The organism is Frankia sp. Hr75.2 (genome assembly GCF_949319125.1).
GTDB classification, from domain to species: Bacteria; Actinomycetota; Actinomycetes; order Frankiales; family Frankiaceae; genus Parafrankia; species Parafrankia soli.
This window is the reverse complement of sequence record NZ_CASGGV010000317.1, coordinates 24,539-40,987: the sequence shown is the minus strand read 5'-3', so window position 1 is coordinate 40,987 and position 16,449 is coordinate 24,539. Positions and strand designations below refer to the sequence as shown.

The following is a 16,449-nucleotide window of genomic DNA, read 5'->3' as shown; positions in this document are numbered from 1 at the left end:
CGCCCCGAACTTGACCCATCCTTCGCGGCTTCGCCCGCCCAAGCCTTCTAGACCGGGAGGAGCCGCGCGACCCGTTCGCGGTGCTGCGCCGGGTCGCCGAACATCAGCCGGGCGCTGGACGCCCGCTTGAAGTACAGATGGGCCGGGTGCTCCCAGGTGAAGCCGATCCCGCCGTGGATCTGGATGTTCTCCGCCGCGGCATGCAGGTAGGCGTCGGAGCAGTAGGCCGCCGCGAGGCTGGCGACGAGTGGCAGCTCGGGGTCGCCCGCCGCGGCCGCCGCGGCCTCATACGCGGCGGACCGGGCGGACTCGACCTCGATCAGCACATCGGCGCACTTGTGCTTGACGGCCTGGAAGGACCCGATCGGGCGGCCGAACTGCATCCTCGACCGCGCGTACCCGACAGCCATCTCCAGCACCCGGGCGGCGCCCCCCGTCTGCTCCGCCGCGAGGGCGACGAGGGCACGCTGGAAGCCCTGCTCCACGGCGGCCCAGCCCGCGCCGTCCGAGCCGAGCAACCGGGCGTCCACCGCGTCGAGGTCCAACCGGGCCTGCCGGCGGGTCTGGTCCAGCGTCGCGAGCGGCGTGCGCCGAAGCCCGGCCGCCGTCGCGTCGACCGCGAACAGGCCTGTCCCGGCCGGTGTGCGGGCCGCGATCACGAGCAGGTCGGTGGAGCACCCGTCGAGCACGAACATCTTGGTGCCGTCCAGGCGCCAGCTCTCGCCGGCCCGTGTCGCCCGGGTCCGCAGGGCGTCCTCCTCCCAGCGGCCGTCCGCCTCGGTGACGGCGAGCGTGGCGATCCGCCGGCCGCCGGCGATGCCGGGGAGCAGATCGGCGCAGGCGGCGGTGTCACCCGTGGCGAGGATGGCCTGGCCTGCCGTCACCGTGGCGAGGAAGGGCCCGCAGAACAGGACGCGGCACATCTCCTCGAAGACGACCGCCAGCTCCGCGAAGCCGAACCCGGCCCCGCCGTACTCCTCGGGAATGGCCAGACCCGGCAGGCCGAGTTGCTGCGCCAACACGGCCCACACCGCGGGGTCATAGCCGGAGGTGGTCTCCATCTGGGTGCGTACCGCGTGCTCCGACGACGAGTCCTCGAGGAAGGAGCGTACGGCCGCGCGCAGTTCCTCGCGCTCCTCGGTGAACGGCGAGCTCATCGAACCTCCCGAATGTTCGGACGGCGGTCCGCCGGGGCCGCCAGCGGGGCTGAAAACATGTTCCGTGGCGGCCGCTGCTTCCTCTGGGGTCGGCCCGGTGCGCACGACTGGCGGCGAATTCATGGTGTTGATCGGTTCCGCTCTATATGGTACTGCTGAAAACGGCGCCCACGCATCCGACATTGCCGAGAAGGCGCCGGAGGGTTGCTGGCCGTGAACACCAAGGTTTACACGCATGAGTTCATCGACATCAAAGGCGCGAACCGCGCGAACTACGTCCACCATATGACGGCGAACTGGAGTCCGATAGCACAGGAGGAGCGCAACCAGCTGTGCTATGGGGTATGGGGAGTCGTGGGGACGACCGGCCGGTGGCCACAGGTCGTCAACCTCTGGGAGGAGGACGGTTTCGACGGGCTGGCAGCGGGTCTGCGGCACGAGACATCGAGCGCGTCGTTCCAGGATCCAAAGCTGGAGAAATGGTGGCAGGAGGCCGCTGAGTACCGCTCCGGCGGACTCGACCGTGTACTGATTCCCGCCCCGTGGTCCCGGACGATCTCGGAGCTTTGCGTGGCGGGTGTGCGGGGCGAGGTCTACGCCCATGAGATGGTCAGGGTACCGCGCGGTACGGCGGCAAGTTTTCTGTCGATCATCGCGGAGGAAGCGGTTCCCGTCTATGCGGGGCATGGCTGGCAGCTCGTCGGCGCATTCAGGACTGCGTTGGCCGACGATTCGGAGTGTGTGCTCGTCTGGGCGATCCCGAACTGGGTGGCCTGGGCCGATCTGGAGAAGGCGCTGGACATGCCCGGATCGGCCGCCAACCGGTGGCGGCGGCGGCTCTGGGAGGTCAGCGAGTCGTCGAGCCGTCTGCTCATGCGCGACGCTCCGCTCTCTCCGCTGCGTCTCGGCCGGCAGCCGGCGAGGGCCGACCGGCACGAGGGCTGGAGTGATCTCTGAGGCGGTCGTCCACGGGATCCGCCCTCCCTTCCGTGTCCGCGGGCCCCGGTGGCCGCCGGGATCGCGTGGCCGGCCGTCGCTGTGACAGCCACCGGTAGCGGTGGTCGACGGCCCGACATCAACCTTCTATGATTTTGTATAAATTATCCTAGCAGTGTCGCGGGAGTTGGGATGTCGCTGGGGGACCTGCTGCGACGCCTCGGCGTCGGGTACCTGCTCTGCCCACCCACCGGCCCGACGGCCGGCGACGTTCCCGGGATTCGGCTCCATGTGGCACCCGACCTCGCCAGCGCCCGGCTCGTCGCCGAGGCCGAGGGGACGATGGGCGGCGGGCTCGGCGCGGTTCTCGACCGGGACGTGCTCACCCTCGTCTCCCGGCCCGTCCCGGCCGCCAGGCGGGAGCCCGTGCCGGCAGGGGCTCCCGCCGACCTGGAGACCCTGGTGAGGGACGCCCGCCGGCGCGGCCGGGGGACCCTGAGCGTCCGGCTCGGGTTCGACCCGGCCGCGCCGGTCACGCCGGCAGTGGCGGACGGGGCGGACGGGTCCGCCACGCCCGCCGGTGCCGGGTGTGACCCGTCCCTGGCGGCCCGCCTGGCCACGTTCGACGGCGACACCGCGCCCCCGGCGCCCGGTGCCGGCCGATTCGACGTCGACCTCGTCCTGGCCGGCCGCGGCGTCGTCCGGGCAGGGGCGCAGGACGCGCTGCGCTCCTTCGCCGAAGCGACCGGCCTGGGGGTCCTCAACACCTTCACGGCCAAGGGGCTCTTCCGCTGGGACAGCCCGTTCCACCTGGGTACCGGATGCCTGCAGGAACGGGACCTGGCCCTGGCCGGGGCCGGGGCCGGGGCTGGGGCGGTGGCGACGGGCCTCGTGGCCGCCGTCGGCGTGGACGCAGACGAGTGCCCCGAAGCCCTGCTGCGCGCGGCCGGCGTGCGCCCGGAACAACTGCTCCACCTGGGCCTGGACGACCTCGTCCGGGGGGCGGTCGGCGTTCGCTCCAGGACCGCGGTGGGCGCTGCGCGACCGCGGCTCTACCGCGAGCTCGCGGCGGTGGTCCAGCCGCTGTACGGGCGCGAGGACGCCCCGCTCAACCCGGCCCGCGCGGCGGCCGACGTCGCGGCGGTCCTCCCCGGGGAAGCGGCGGTCTGGACCGAGCCCGGGAGGGCCGCGATGTGGCTGGCGCGCGCGCTGCCGACGACGCGGCTCGGTAGCGCGCGGGTCCCCGCGGCCGGCAGCGCGGGCGTCGCGGTCGCCGGGGCGCTCGGCGCCGTCCTGCGCACGGGCGGCGTCGGGGTGGCCGTCGTCGACACCCCGCCCCGGGACGGGGCCGTCGCCGCCCTGGTCGAGTGGGCGTCGCGCCTCGTCGGCACCCTGGTGGTCGAGGTGTGGGGCGACGGCGGCGCCCCGCGGTCGGCCGCGCAGCACCGCGACCACCTTGCCACCGCGCTGGCCCGGCCGGGTGTCCACGTGATCGAGGTGCCCGTGGACTTCGCCCCGACGGCCGCGCTGGTCGACGTGTGCGGTCCGCTCGTCGCCTGGCCGGGGGGAGCGCCACGCGCGAGAATCGGTGACCGGGAAAACGTGGCGCGCAGGCCCCGTCCTTCAGGACTCCGTTGCCCAATGCGTTCCTCGCTGTGGGCGATGATGGCTGCACGGTAGGCGATGTCCCTGTCTGTCTGGTGAGGTGTGCGGTGTCGTTGCAGCCACAGCCGTGGCCGGAGGTTCCCGAGATGACCGCGCGGGTCGCGCGGGCGGCGTTCCCGCGGGGTGCTCTGGCGATCCGGGTGCGCGACGAGATCGGGGAGTTGTTCGGCGACGAGGAGTTCGTGTCGGCGTTCGCGACCCGGGGCCGGCCGGGCTGTTCGCCGGGCCAGTTGGCGCTGGTCTCGGTGTTGCAGTTCGCCGAGAACCTCACTGACCGGCAGGCTGCGGAGCAGGTCCGGGGGCGGATCGACTGGAAGTACGCGCTTGGCCTCGGTCTCGACGACCCGGGTTTCGACTTCTCCGTGCTGAGCGGGTTCCGGGTCCGGCTCGTGGAACATGGTCTGGAGGAGAAGGTTCTGGACCTGCTGCTCGCGCGGCTGTCGGACCTCGGGCTGCTGCGCGCGGGCGGGCGGGCCCGCACCGATTCCACCCATGTGCTGGCCGCGGTGCGCTCGCTCAACCGGCTCGAGTTCGTCGGTGAGACGATGCGTGGGGCGCTTGAGGCGCTGGCCGCGGCGGCCCCTGGCTGGCTGGCCGGGGTCGTCGAGCCCGGTTGGGACCGTCGCTATGCGGCGCGGGTGGAGTCCTACCGGCTGCCGGGGTCGGCGTCGGGCCGCGCCGAGCTGGCCGTCATGATCGGCCGGGACGGGTTCACCCTGCTCACGGCAGTCGGCGCTCCCGACGCGCCGGCCTGGCTGCGCGAGATCCCCGCGATCGACGTCCTGCGCGTCGCGTGGGTCCAGCAGTACCACCGCACCGGGACGGAGGTGGCCTGGCGGGAGGACAAGGACCTCCCGCCGGGCAGACGCCGGCTGGCCTCTCCCTATGACCTTGACGCACGCTACGGGATCAAACGCGGGTCTGGCTGGGTCGGCTACAAGGTCCACCTCACCGAGACCTGCGACGACGACACCCCACACATGATCACCAACGTGGAGACCACCGACGCCACCGTCACCGACCAGGAGACGACCCCTGTCGTGCACGCCCACCTCGCCAGCCGTGGTCTGCTGCCCGCCGAACACGCCGTCGACACCGGCTACACCTCCACCGATCTGTTCCTGACCAGCGCGGCCGAGCATGGCGTCGAACTGGTCGGCCCGCTCGGAGTGAACACCTCCTGGCAGGCACGCACCCCCGGCGCCTTCGATCACACCGACTTCACCATCGACTGGGACCGACAGCAGGCCACCTGCCCGAACGGCGCCGCCAGCAGCACCTGGCGAACCGAGAAGGCCCGAGGGAAACCCGTCCTGAAGGTCGATTTCCGCAGGGTGGACTGCCTGCCCTGCTCGCTGCGCGCCCGCTGCACCTCCTCGGCGACCGCGGCCCGCAAGCTCACCCTGCGTCCCCGCGACCAGCACGAACTGCTTGAACGGCTCCGCGCCGAGCAGGCCACCGACGCGTGGAAGAAGCGCTACGACCTCCGGGCCGGCGTCGAGGGAACCATGCACCAGGCCACCGCCACCACCGGTATCCGCCACGCCCGCTACCACGGCCTGCCCAAGAACCATCTCGCCCACGTCTTCGCCGCGACCGCGATCAACCTCGTCCGCCTCCACGGCTGGTGGACCGACACCCCGATCGGACGAACCCGAACCAGCCACTTCAACGCCCTCACCTCCGCACTCGCCGCATGACCAAATTGGGCAACGGAGTCCTTCAGACCGGGGAGGACGTCAAGCCCGAGCACACCCGGCAGGCACGCGAGAGCCTGGGAGCCGGGCCCCTCGTGCTCCCCGAGCAGACGGTGATCCTCACCACCGACGCCGACGAGGCCCACGCGATCGGCCGGGACTGGTTGCGCGGGTACCTGGGGCTGCCGAACTACGCGAACAACATCCGCAGGCTCGGCTTCACCGACGACGTCGCGGACGCCAGCGACCGGCTCTTCGACGCCCTGATCGCCTGGGGGGACGAGGACGCGATCCGGCGCCGGGTCGACGAACACCGGGCCGCCGGTGCCGACCACGTCTGCGTCCAGGTTCTCACCGCCGACCCGAAGGCCTTTCCACGCGAGCAGTGGCGCCGGCTCGCTCCCGCGCTCCGGTAGGCCGGCGGCCGCCCGGCTGCCCGACCCGTTCTCCCTGGTCCAGGCACTGGCCAGGCCACCCGGTTCGCCATGCGGGCCGGGTGGGCGGTTCGCCCGCGCCCCCGATCGATCGATACGATCGACGGGCTGCGGCCGCCTCGGCGCCGGGTGACGCGGTGGAGGTGTCTCCTTCAGCGGCGCCGCCGCGTCGAAGGAGCCCGCAATACCTCCCCAAGGTCGAGCCGCGTCGACCACGACCGCGACGCAGCGGCGTGCCGCGATCGACCGGCGCAGCAGCGGCGCCCAGGTGGCGGACTACATCCGGAACCTGATCTTCTCCGGTGAGCTGTGTCAGGGCGACCATGTCCGGCAGGACGAGATCGCGGAGGATCTCGGGGTGAGCCGGATTCCCGTCCGCGAGGCCATCATCGTCCTCGACCAGGAGGGCTGGGTGACGAACGAGCTGCACCGCGGCGCGTTCGTCCACGGCCTGGACGAGAACTCCGTCCGCGACCACTACGGGCTCATCGGCCTGCTCTACGGCTACGCCGCGCAGCGCGCCACCGAACGCGGCGACGACGACGGGCTGGCCCGGCTGCAGACAGCCGAGCGCGCGTTGCGGGCCGCGACCGATCCCACCGCCGTCCGGGACGCGAACGAGGTGTTCCTGCGCCAGATCTTCGCGCTCGCGCGGTCGTCGCGGCTGAAGGCGATGAGCCGGCAGATGAACGGCATCATCCCCGGCAACTTCTTCGAGCTGGTGCCGGGCACGATCGACCCGCAGAAGAAGGGGATCACGGCGGTCTCCCGAGCCGTGCGGGCGCGCGACGGGGAGCGCGCCAACGCCGCGTTCGTCTCGCTCCTCCAGCAGCACGGTGAGCGCGTCGTCGACCTGCTCCGGGCCCGCAACATCCTCTGGGTCCCCGACGAGGCCGCGACGTCCTGACTCCCGGCCCCGCCTGACTCCCGGCCCCGGCTCAGCCGAGAGCCTCGCGGGCCCAGTCCCGCAGTGCCGGGGCCAGCAGCGGCCAGCGGACGAACAGACCGCCGGCGCTCTCCCGTTCGGCCTGGCGGTCGAGGTACTCGCGGTCGCCCCAGGGGGGCTCGACCAGCCGGGCGTTCGGCAGCAGGCCGGCCAGCGCCTCCGACGTCGCCCGCGGGTGGAAGGGATCACTCGCGCCGCCGCGGAACACGAGGGCGGGGACGGTGATGGCGCGCGCGAGCTCGTCGGGCAGGCCCTGCACCTGCTCGCCGGGCCGCGGGCAGTAGGCGGCCATCCACCGCTGCATGGTGGCGAGGAAGGCCTCCCTGTCCTGATCAAGGACCTGGCGTCGGTTCCGCTCGTTCCGGTCGAGCAGCGGGGCCCAGTCGGGCAGCGCCGCCACCGCGTCCATGCCGGTCGTCCACGCGGCCGTGATGGCCGGCGTGTAGTAGACGTTCGCGAGGATCATGAGGCCCATCACGCCGCCACTGATCCACCACAGGGACAGGCCGGAGACCACCTCCGGGTGATGCGCGGCGGTGAGTAGCGAGATGTGGGAGCCCACGGTCGCGCCGGCGAGCACCGCCGGCCCGAGGTCGAGCTCCGTCAGGAGCGCGGCGAGGGTGTCGGCCTGCATCCGCGGCTCGCTCGGACCCGTGAAGCGCAGATCGGACCCGCCGCTGTTCGGCCGGTCCCACAGCAGGACCCGATTGCCGTCAGCGGCGAGTGCCCGGGCGAGTTCCGGCAGACCCGGGGTCTCCTTGGGGAAGCGACCACCCGGCGTCAGCACCCAGGTCCGCTCACCGTCGCCGATCAGGTCGTAGCCGATTCGAAGGCCGTCGACGTTCGCGTATGCCACCAACCGGACAGTAGCGGCGGCGCGCGGCCGGGGAAACCGTTCACCCCGGCGGACCGGATCCTCGTGGTCCGGCCGCCGGGGGCTGTTCCCGAACCCGCCGAGCGGCCGGCCCGGTGAAACCGGGTACGGGGGCGCAGTGGCCCGACCTCCGGAAACAGGGGTCGTAGGGGGCGCGATGCCGGGTGTACCGGGGCGGTCGGCGACGCAAGGATGATCATCCTGACGGCGCGTTCCGGAGAGAGCTCCGGGCGTAGGTGGAACAGCGCCACCCACAGGAAGAGGTCCCATGCCCGCACCGCCACCCCTGCACCTGGCCGTGGCGCTCGACGGCGCCGGCTGGCATCCCGCGGCGTGGCGGGCACCCGAGTCACAGGCGGCCAGCCTGTTCACCGCCGGGTACTGGATCGACCTCGTCCGTGAGGCCGAGCGAGGGCTGCTGGACCTCGTGACCTTCGAGGACGCCTTCATCCTGCAGTCCACGCAGTTCCACAGCCATGATGACCGGACGGACCTGGTCCGCGGGCGGTTGGACGCGGTGCTGCTCGCCGCTCGGGTCGCCCCGCACACGCGCCACATCGGGCTCGCGCCGAGCACCGTGATCACCCACTCCGAGCCGTTCGCGGTCGCGAGCGCGATCGCGACGCTGGACCACATCACGTCGGGTCGAGCGGGCTGGCGCGCCCAGGGCGCCGGCCGCAACCACGAAGCCGGTCACTTCGGGCGCCGGGAGATCCCGCCGCTGTCCGTCGCCGACCTCGAGGCCCCCGAGGTCCTCGCGCTCATGAAGGACGTCTTCGACGAGGCCGCCGAGTTCGTGGAGGCCGCGCGGCGGCTGTGGGACAGCGTGGAGGACGACGCCGAGATCCGCGCGGTCCCGGCCGGCCGCCGGTCCGACCCGGGCGGGGGTGGGACTCACCTCGACCGGCGCCACATCGACCGGAACAGGACGCACCCCGTCGACCTGGAAGGTTCGCACTGGCGGGTGCGGGGTCCGGCGACCGTCCCGCGCCCGCCGCAGGGCCAACCGGTGGTCGTCGGGCTCGCACACGTCACGATTCCCTACCGACTGGCGGCCCGTGCCTACGACGTGGTCTTCGTGACGCCGCACGAGGTCGAGCACATCCGACCGATCATCGACGAGATCCGGTTCGAGCAGGACGCCGCCGGCCGCGGTGACCAGACCCTGCACATCTTCGGGGATCTGATCGTCTTCCTCGACGCGGACGGGGCCCGCGCCGCCGACCGCAAGGCGCGCCTGGACGACCTGGCGGGCACCCCGCTGGTCTCCGACGCGCGGGTCTTCGCCGGCACGGCCGGCGAGCTCGCGGACCTCCTGCTCGCATGGCGGGACGCGGGGCTGACCGGGTTCCGCCTGCGCCCGGGCGTCGCGGCCGCGGACGTCGAGGGCATCTCCCGCCTGCTCGTCCCCGAGCTGCGGCGGCGGGGGGCGTTCCGCTCGGCCTACGAGGCCGACACGCTGCGCGGGCTGCTCGGCCTGCCGCACCCGGCCAACCGGTTCGTCGCCGCATGACCGAGGTCCGCCCGGCCTGACCCGCGAGGAGATCCCGATGACCCAGCCCCGCCCGCCGATACACCTCGCCGTCGCGTTCCCGGCCCCGGTACACGCGAGCGCCGACCTGAGCGCGGCCCCGCCGACCAGCTCCGGCGCAGGCGCCCCGACCGCCGCCCTGCGCGCGCGCGATCTTGTCGACTTCCGGACCTACGTCCAGTTCGCCCAGACCGCGCAACGGGGCGGGTTCGACTTCCTGCTGCTGGGGGAGGACCTGCGGCTGCCCGCCGCCGACGAGGTTGCCACGCCCGGCGACCCCGACACGGAGCAGGCCGGTGCCGCCGGCCGGCCGGACCCGCTCACGCTGCTGGCCGCGCTCGCCTCGGTCACCGACGGACTCGGCCTGGCAGCCACGGCCACCACGACGTTCGGCGAGCCCTACGCGGTGGCCCGCAGGCTGGCGACGCTCGACCATCTCTCCGGGGGCCGGGCCGCCTGGAACGTCGTCACCACCCTGGACGAGCGGGCCGGTGCGAACTTCCGGCACGGCCCCGGCCTTCTCGGTGTCGACCGGGCCGAGCGCACCCGCGAGTTCCTGGCGGCCGCCGCGAGCCTGTTCGGCTCCTGGGCCGACGAGGACCTGGTGGTGGATCCCGCCGCGGGCACGTTCCTCGCCGACCCACGGGCCGGATCCTTCACCTACCGCGGCCGGCACTTCGACATCGACGGTCGGTTCAACGTCCCGCGCTCGCCGCAGGGCCGCCCGCCGGTCCTGCTCGTCGCCGCCGCGGGGGACGGCGAGGACGCCCGCCGTCAGCGCGATCTCGCCGCCGCCGTCGCGGACGTCGTGATCACCCCGTACGCGGGCCCCGACGCCGGCATCGCCTTCCGCGCGGACCTGCACGAACGCCTCGCGCTGCACGGGCGGGTTCCCGGGGACCTGCTCGTCCTGCCCGCGGTGTCCTTCGTGCTCGGCGCGGGTGCGGCCGGTGCCGCGGCCGCCGACGGGTCAGCGGGCGGAACATTCGCGTTCGTCGGCGCCGCCGAGACCATCGCCCGCGACATCGCCGGGGATGTGTGGGCCGGCGCCGCCGACGGGTTCCTCCTGGTGCCGCCGGTACGCCTGGCCGGCGCGGCCGGCGCGGCGGCCGCGGGCCTCCTCGACGGCCTCACGCAGTTCGTCGACAGCGTCGCTCCCGCGCTGCGTGCCGCGGGCGCCCTGCGCACAGACCCCGCCGGGACGACGCTGCGCACGCGGCTGGGACTGCCCCCGGTGCCCTCGGGCGGCGCGCGCGGGCCCGCGGCGGCCCTCACGAGAGAGGTCACGGCGGGCGCCGCCACCGCCTGAGTCACCCGGCCGTCACCCCGGCCACCGGCCACCGCCGGTTCCCGTCGTTCGTCGCACGTCATCCAGCCGTTCGCGTTCTTTCGGAATTCCTCTCGGAGCACCTTCATGCGTTTTTTCGGACCGGTACGGATCCTCGCCGCGGGCGCGGCCTGCGGCGCGCTCCTGTTGACCGCCTGCGGTTCAGGTGGAGATGCGGAGAGTAACGATTCGGCGACGCCCGTCGCGGGTGGAACCGTGACGTACGCCGTCGACACGTTCCCCGCCTGCTTCGACATCCACGTCAGCCCCCAGGACATCACCGGAGAGATCCAGCGCGGTGTCTTCGACTCGCTCGTGTTCGAGGACATCGACGGCAAGTTCCACCCGTGGCTGGCCACGCGATGGGAGGTCGCGGATGACCTGACCAGCTACACCTTCCACCTGCGCGAAGGCGTGACGTTCACCGACGGCACGCGGTTCGACGCCGAGGCGGTCAAGGCCAACTTCGACCACATCGTCTCGGCGGACACCAAGTCGCAGTTCGCCATCGCCCTGCTCGGCCCCTACAAGGGCGTCGAGGTGGTCGACCCGCTGACGGTGAAGATCTCCTTCTCGAAGCCCTTCGCTCCGTTCCTGCAGGCGGCGAGCACCGCGTACCTGGGCTTCTACTCGCCGAAGGCGCTTGCCGACAGCGTGGACAAGTTCTGCGGCGGCGGTCCGGCGCTGGTGGGCACCGGTCCGTTCAGCGTTCAGTCCATCACCCAGAACCAGGGCCTGACCCTGGTGAAGAACCCGGACTACGACTGGGCTCCGGAGACTGCGGCGCATCGCGGCCCCGCCTACCTGGACCGCCTGGAGATCCGGCTGCTGCCGGAGGCCTCCACCCGCCTTGGCGCCCTGACCAGTGGCCAGGTCGACGCGGCCCGCTCGATCGCGCCGACGAACGTCGCGGCCGTGCGCCGCACACCCGGGCTCGAGGTGATCAGCCAGCAGGCCGCCGGAGCCCCGTACTCGCTCTACCTCAACAGCCGGAAGGCCCCGTTCGACGACCTGCGCGTCCGCCAGGCGTTCCAGCTCGCGATCGACATCGAGACCGACGTCAAGACCGTCTACTTCGGGGAGTACGACCGGGCCTGGAGCCCGCTGTCGCCGACGACCCCCTCGTACAACGCCAAGCTGGAGAACTCCTGGCCGTTCGACCAGGACAAGGCCAACTCCCTGCTGGACGAGGCCGGCTGGACCGGACGGGACGCCGACGGGTACCGGACCAAGGGCGGCCAGCGGCTCTCCGTGCTCTGGCCGGCGCTGCCCGCCCAGTACGTGCGCGAGCAGCGGGACGTGCTCGGTCAGGCCATCCAGGCTGACCTGAAGAAGGTCGGGATCGAGCTGGCGCACCCGGTCATCGAGGTCGGGGAGTCGCAGACCAAGTCGCTGGAAGGCGCGTACCACGTCCTCGACTTCCAGTGGGCCCGCTTCGAGCCCGACGTGCTGCGGCTGTTCTTCAACACCGCGAGCCTGCCCCCGGCCGGCCAGAACGCGTCGTTCATCTCCGACCCGCGGCTCGACGAGTGGACGAACACCGGGGCCACGACCCTCGACAAGGCCGTGCGCGACGACGTCTACGGGCAGGCCCAGCAGCGGGTGATCGACCTGGCGCTGACGGTCCCGCTGTACGTGTCGAGCACGCTGCTCGGGGTCGCCGACCGGATCAACGGTCTGGACTTCGACCCGAACACCTGGGTGAGCTGGTACGACGCCTGGCGGGACCGGGCGTGAGCATGCCGCGCCGGGTGGCCCGCGCGATCGTGGCGCGACTGCTCGCGGCCGTCGCGGTGATGCTCGGCGCGGCCACCCTCGCCTTCGCGGCCCTGCAGGCGCTGCCCGGAGACCCCGTGCAGCGCCTGCTCGGCCCGATGTCCCAGGCCCCGGAGGAGGTCCGGGCGCGCATCCGCGCGGACTACGGGTTCGACCGGCCTGTGATCGTGCAGTACCTGCGCTACATCGGCGGGCTGGCACGCGGGGACCTCGGCGAGTCCTACCAGTCGCAGCAGCCGGTCTCCCGGCTGATCGGCGACCAGCTCTGGCCGACGGTGCAGCTCGCGCTGGCCGCCCTCGGGATCGCCGTGGTCCTCGCGGTGGTCTCGGCGGTGGCGACAGCCGGGCGCTGGCCCTGGCTGCGGGCGCTGGCCTGGGCCGGTGAGCTCACCGCGGTCTCCACCCCGGGCTTCTGGGTCGGGATCGTGCTGCTCGCCCTGTTCTCGTTCCAGCTCCAGATCTTCCCGGTCGCCGGGGCGCAGGACCTGTCCTCGCTCGTCCTGCCGGCCCTCACCCTCGCGCTGGCCATCGCCGGGATGCTGGCCCAGGTGCTGCGCGAGGGCATGGAGGCCGCGCTCACCCAGCCGTTCGTGGTCACCGCCCGGGCCCGTGGCCTCAGCCAGACCGCGGTGCGGCTGCGTCACGTGCTGCGGCACGCGGCGGTGCCCGCGGTCACCCTCACCGGCTGGCTGACGGGCACGCTGATCGGCGGCGTGGTGCCGATCGAGACGGTCTTCGGCCGGCCCGGCGTCGGTTCGCTGCTGCTGCGGGCGGTGACCACGGCCGACATGCCCGTGGTGATGGCGGTCGTGGTCCTCTCCGCGTTCGTCTTCGTGATCATCTCCGCCGTGGTCGATCTGCTGTACCTGGTCATCGACCCCCGGCTCCGGACCGTGGAGGCCGTCGTATGACCGTGTCCGCCGTGTCGGGTGCGCCGTGACGGCGCTGGACGCCTCCGCCGCGGCGGGCGGGTTCGGCGTGCTCGCGCCGGCCCGCGCCCGGCGGCGCCGCGCCGGGCGTCCCGTGGTGCTCGCCGCGGCGGTCGTCGTCGCGTTGGTCGTCGCCGTGGCCGTCGCCCCGGGACTGTTCACCGGGCATGCCCCCAACGACACCGCTCCGGTCGACGCCCTGCTCGGCCCGGGCGGCGGCCACTGGTTCGGCACCGACCAACTCGGGCGCGACATCTACACCCGGGTGCTCTACGGCACCCGTCCCGCGCTGCTGCTCGGCCTGTTCGCGACGGTGCTCGGTGCCGGCGGCGGCGCCGTGCTCGGGCTCACCGCCGCGCTGGGCGGCCGGATCGCGGACGGGGTCCTCATGCGCCTCGTCGACGTCCTGCTCGCGGTGCCCGCCCTGCTGCTGGCGCTGCTCGTCGTGGCGGTGCTCGGCGCGGGCACCGGCAACGTGGCGCTGGCCGTGGCGATCGCCTCGGTGCCGCCCTACGCCAGGCTGGTGCGCGCGGAGGCGCTGGGCGTGCGGCGTTCCGGCTACGTCGAGGCGGCTCTCGGGCTCGGCCTGCCCCGCGCGACGCTGATCCGTCGGCACGTCGTGCCGAACACCCTGACCCCCCTGCTGGTGCTGGCCACCGTCGGCTTCGGTGCGGCGCTGGTCTCCTCGTCGGTGCTCAGCTTCCTCGGCCTGGGCACCGAGCCGCCCGATCCGGAATGGGGCTCGATGCTCGCCGAAGGCCGTGACTTCCTCTCCACGGCATGGTGGATCGCCGTCTTCCCCGGCGCGACGCTGACGGTGGTGGTCTTCGCGGTCAACGTGCTCGGCGGCTACGCGCGCACCCGTTTCGCGGGCAGGTCCGGGTCATGAGCGCGGTCGAACCTCCGTCCGTGGCACCGGCCCTGTCGGCTCCGGCCGGTGCCACGCGGTCGCGGGAGAAGGACCCGGCCCCGCTGCTCGTCGTCGACGGCCTCGACGTCACCTTCACCGGCGAGGGCGAGCCGTTGCGCGCCGTGCGCGGCGCCTCGTTCACCCTGGCCGCCGGGCAGTGCCTGGCGATCGTCGGCGAGTCCGGGTCGGGCAAGAGCGTCACGGCCCGTACGCTCGTCGGCCTGACCGGGGCACGATCGCGGGTGACGGCCCGCGCGCTGACCTTCGACGGGCTGGATCTCACCGCGTTGACCGAGAGCCGTTGGCGCGCGGTGCGCGGCGCCGGCATCGGACTGGTCCTGCAGGACGCCCTGGTCTCGCTGGATCCGCTGCGCCGGGTGGGCGCCGAGATCGGGGAGGTGCTGCGGACCCACCGCACCGTCGAGCCGTCCCGGCGGGCCGAGCGGGTGCTCTCGCTGCTGGCCGACGTGGGTGTCCCCGACCCCGGGCAGCGGGTGGGCCAGTACCCGCACCAGCTCTCCGGCGGCCTGCGTCAACGGGCCCTGATCGCCTCCGCGATCGCGGCCCGGCCGCGGCTGCTGCTGGCCGACGAGCCGACCACGGCCCTCGACGCCACCGTCCAGCGGCAGATCCTCGCGCTGCTCGACCGGCTGCGTGGCGACGGCACGGCCATTCTGCTGATCAGCCACGACCTGGCCGTGGTGGCCGGCCTGGCCGATCACATCGTGGTGATGTACGCCGGTCTTGTCGTGGAAAGCGGCCCGGCGACGGCGGTGCTCGACCGGCCGCGTCACCCCTACACCCGGGCGCTGCTCGCGGCCGTGCCCGCGTTGCACCCCAGGGGGGCACGCCTGTCGCCCGCTGTGGTCGGGCGCCCCGGCGCCGGGCCGCTCGGCTGCCCCTACGCCGCGTCGTGCGCGCGGGGCGACGACCGGTGCCGTGAACGGCTGCCCGTTCCCGAGGCTGATCTCGGCGGCCATCTCGCCTTGTGCTGGCATCCCTTCGACACCGCCGGGCCCGGCACGGCGTCCGGCGCCGCCGTGCCGGCGGCCGCGGTCCGCGCGGACAGGCCCGTCCCGGACGCCGTGCCCGGCTGGCGGGCCGTGGAGCCGGGGGAGCTTCTGCTGGACGTGGCCGGGGTCTCGAAGCGCTTCCGGCGGCCCGACGGGGGCTGGCGGGACGCCGTGCTGGCGGCGAGCCTGCAGCTGCGGGTGGGCGAGGCGGTCGGCGTGGTCGGCGAGTCCGGTTCGGGCAAGACCACGCTGGCGCGCATCGTGCTCGGCTTCCAGCAGCCGGACGAGGGCGTGGTGACGTTCGGCGGCCTGCCGTGGAGCGGCGTGCCCGAGCGGGAGCGGCGGGACCGGCGCCGCCAGATCCAGGCCGTCTACCAGGACCCGCTCGGGTCGTTCGATCCCCGGCACACCGTCGGGCGCATCCTGGGTGAGGCCGTGGAGGTCGCGGGGGTGCCCCGCGGCCAGGCGCGCCGCGCGCGCGTCGCCGAGCTGCTCGACCAGGTCGGTCTGCCCGCGGCGATGGTCGCCCGGCGTCCGCGCGAGCTTTCCGGTGGGCAGCGGCAACGGGTCGCGATCGCTCGTGCGCTCGCGCCGTCGCCGCGGGTGCTGGTCTGCGACGAGCCGGTCTCCGCGCTCGACGTCTCAATCCAGGCGCAGATCCTCGACCTGCTGACGACGCTGCGCCGGGATCTCGGCGTGGCCCTGATGTTCATTTCCCACGATCTCGGCGTCATCCACCATGTGAGTGATCGACTGTTGGTGATGAAGGACGGCCGGATCGTCGAGGCGGGTGACGCCGAAGCGGTGTTCCGCGCTCCCGACCATCCCTATACCCGTGCGTTGCTCGCCGCCGTCCCCGGCCGCGGTTCGGTCTCCCTGCCCCCGGCCACGCTCCCGGAGGTCTGAGCCACCTCCGGCTGGCCGGCGCCCGGCTGCCTTCGGCCGTGATCGTCCCTGCTGCCGCGGCGGCCGGGCGGGCATCGGGAACGCCCGCGAGGGCACCGACGATGCGTGTGATTCCCGGCACGTAGGTGTCGGAGCCGGTGTTCCGCGGATGCGGTCGAACATCGGACCGTCCAGCTACCTTCCACGGAAATACCAGCTCCTGGCCCTGCGCCGGGTGGAACCGATGCGCCGTGGTGCGAAGGTGCGGGTTGCCGCCTGTGCGCCGTTGCCGAATCGTCGATCCCAACGGAGGCACATCGAGCCCACCTTCGGGTCATTATGCTGAACGGGACCACGCTTTTCGATCGG

At 73.2% G+C, this 16,449-nt stretch carries 12 protein-coding genes and 1 pseudogene; 11 read left to right on the top strand and 2 right to left on the bottom strand.

What is annotated here, in order from left to right; translation table 11 throughout:
• Positions 1–47: 47 nt before the first annotated feature.
• Positions 48–1,157 (bottom strand): acyl-CoA dehydrogenase family protein, encoded by a 1,110-nt coding sequence (locus tag AC559T_RS28355; RefSeq protein WP_498870665.1) that lies wholly within the window; start codon positions 1,155–1,157, stop codon positions 48–50.
• A 213-nt stretch (positions 1,158–1,370) separates the two neighbouring features.
• Here AC559T_RS28355 and AC559T_RS28350 point away from each other — a divergent pair, with 213 nt between their 5' ends.
• The 5 genes and pseudogenes from AC559T_RS28350 (at position 1,371) to AC559T_RS28330 (ending at position 6,796) form a co-directional block, all read left to right on the top strand.
• Positions 1,371–2,114: an NIPSNAP family containing protein gene (locus AC559T_RS28350; RefSeq protein WP_498870664.1), complete on the top strand. Its 744-nt coding sequence runs from the start codon at positions 1,371–1,373 to the stop codon at positions 2,112–2,114.
• Between the two features lie 171 nt (positions 2,115–2,285).
• On the top strand, positions 2,286–3,773 hold the full coding sequence (locus AC559T_RS28345) for a thiamine pyrophosphate-binding protein (RefSeq protein WP_498870663.1): 1,488 nt from the start codon (positions 2,286–2,288) through the stop codon (positions 3,771–3,773).
• Between the two features lie 32 nt (positions 3,774–3,805).
• Complete coding sequence (locus AC559T_RS28340; RefSeq protein WP_498870662.1) at positions 3,806–5,458, top strand: IS1182 family transposase; 1,653 nt, start codon at positions 3,806–3,808, stop codon at positions 5,456–5,458.
• A 38-nt stretch (positions 5,459–5,496) separates the two neighbouring features.
• A pseudogene (locus AC559T_RS28335) lies at positions 5,497–5,871 on the top strand (LLM class oxidoreductase); the annotation flags it as partial.
• A 286-nt stretch (positions 5,872–6,157) separates the two neighbouring features.
• Positions 6,158–6,796 (top strand): GntR family transcriptional regulator, encoded by a 639-nt coding sequence (locus tag AC559T_RS28330; RefSeq protein WP_498870661.1) that lies wholly within the window; start codon positions 6,158–6,160, stop codon positions 6,794–6,796.
• Positions 6,797–6,827: 31 nt separating this feature from the next.
• Here AC559T_RS28330 and AC559T_RS28325 read toward each other — a convergent pair whose 3' ends face one another.
• Positions 6,828–7,691, bottom strand: a complete 864-nt coding sequence (locus AC559T_RS28325; RefSeq protein ID WP_498870660.1) for an alpha/beta fold hydrolase — start codon at positions 7,689–7,691, stop codon at positions 6,828–6,830.
• A gap of 286 nt (positions 7,692–7,977) precedes the next feature.
• Between AC559T_RS28325 and AC559T_RS28320 the strand changes: the two genes are divergently transcribed.
• The 6 genes from AC559T_RS28320 (at position 7,978) to AC559T_RS28295 (ending at position 16,101) form a co-directional block, all read left to right on the top strand.
• Positions 7,978–9,222 carry an LLM class flavin-dependent oxidoreductase gene (locus AC559T_RS28320; RefSeq protein WP_498870659.1) on the top strand — a complete coding sequence of 415 codons (1,245 nt, stop codon included), beginning with the start codon at positions 7,978–7,980 and terminating at the stop codon, positions 9,220–9,222.
• Positions 9,223–9,259: 37 nt separating this feature from the next.
• Positions 9,260–10,549: an LLM class flavin-dependent oxidoreductase gene (locus AC559T_RS28315; protein ID WP_498870658.1), complete on the top strand. Its 1,290-nt coding sequence runs from the start codon at positions 9,260–9,262 to the stop codon at positions 10,547–10,549.
• A 234-nt stretch (positions 10,550–10,783) separates the two neighbouring features.
• Positions 10,784–12,304, top strand: a complete 1,521-nt coding sequence (locus AC559T_RS28310; RefSeq protein ID WP_498870657.1) for an ABC transporter substrate-binding protein — start codon at positions 10,784–10,786, stop codon at positions 12,302–12,304.
• A 2-nt stretch (positions 12,305–12,306) separates the two neighbouring features.
• Entirely contained in the window at positions 12,307–13,254 is a 948-nt protein-coding gene (locus AC559T_RS28305; protein ID WP_112104591.1) for an ABC transporter permease, read from the top strand.
• Positions 13,255–13,279: 25 nt separating this feature from the next.
• Positions 13,280–14,161 (top strand): ABC transporter permease, encoded by an 882-nt coding sequence (locus tag AC559T_RS28300; RefSeq protein ID WP_235013545.1) that lies wholly within the window; start codon positions 13,280–13,282, stop codon positions 14,159–14,161.
• Positions 14,158–16,101, top strand: coding sequence for a dipeptide ABC transporter ATP-binding protein (locus AC559T_RS28295; protein ID WP_498870656.1), 1,944 nt, complete (start codon positions 14,158–14,160; stop codon positions 16,099–16,101). The genes AC559T_RS28300 and AC559T_RS28295 overlap by 4 nt, the downstream gene beginning before the upstream one ends.
• Positions 16,102–16,449 lie beyond the last annotated feature (348 nt).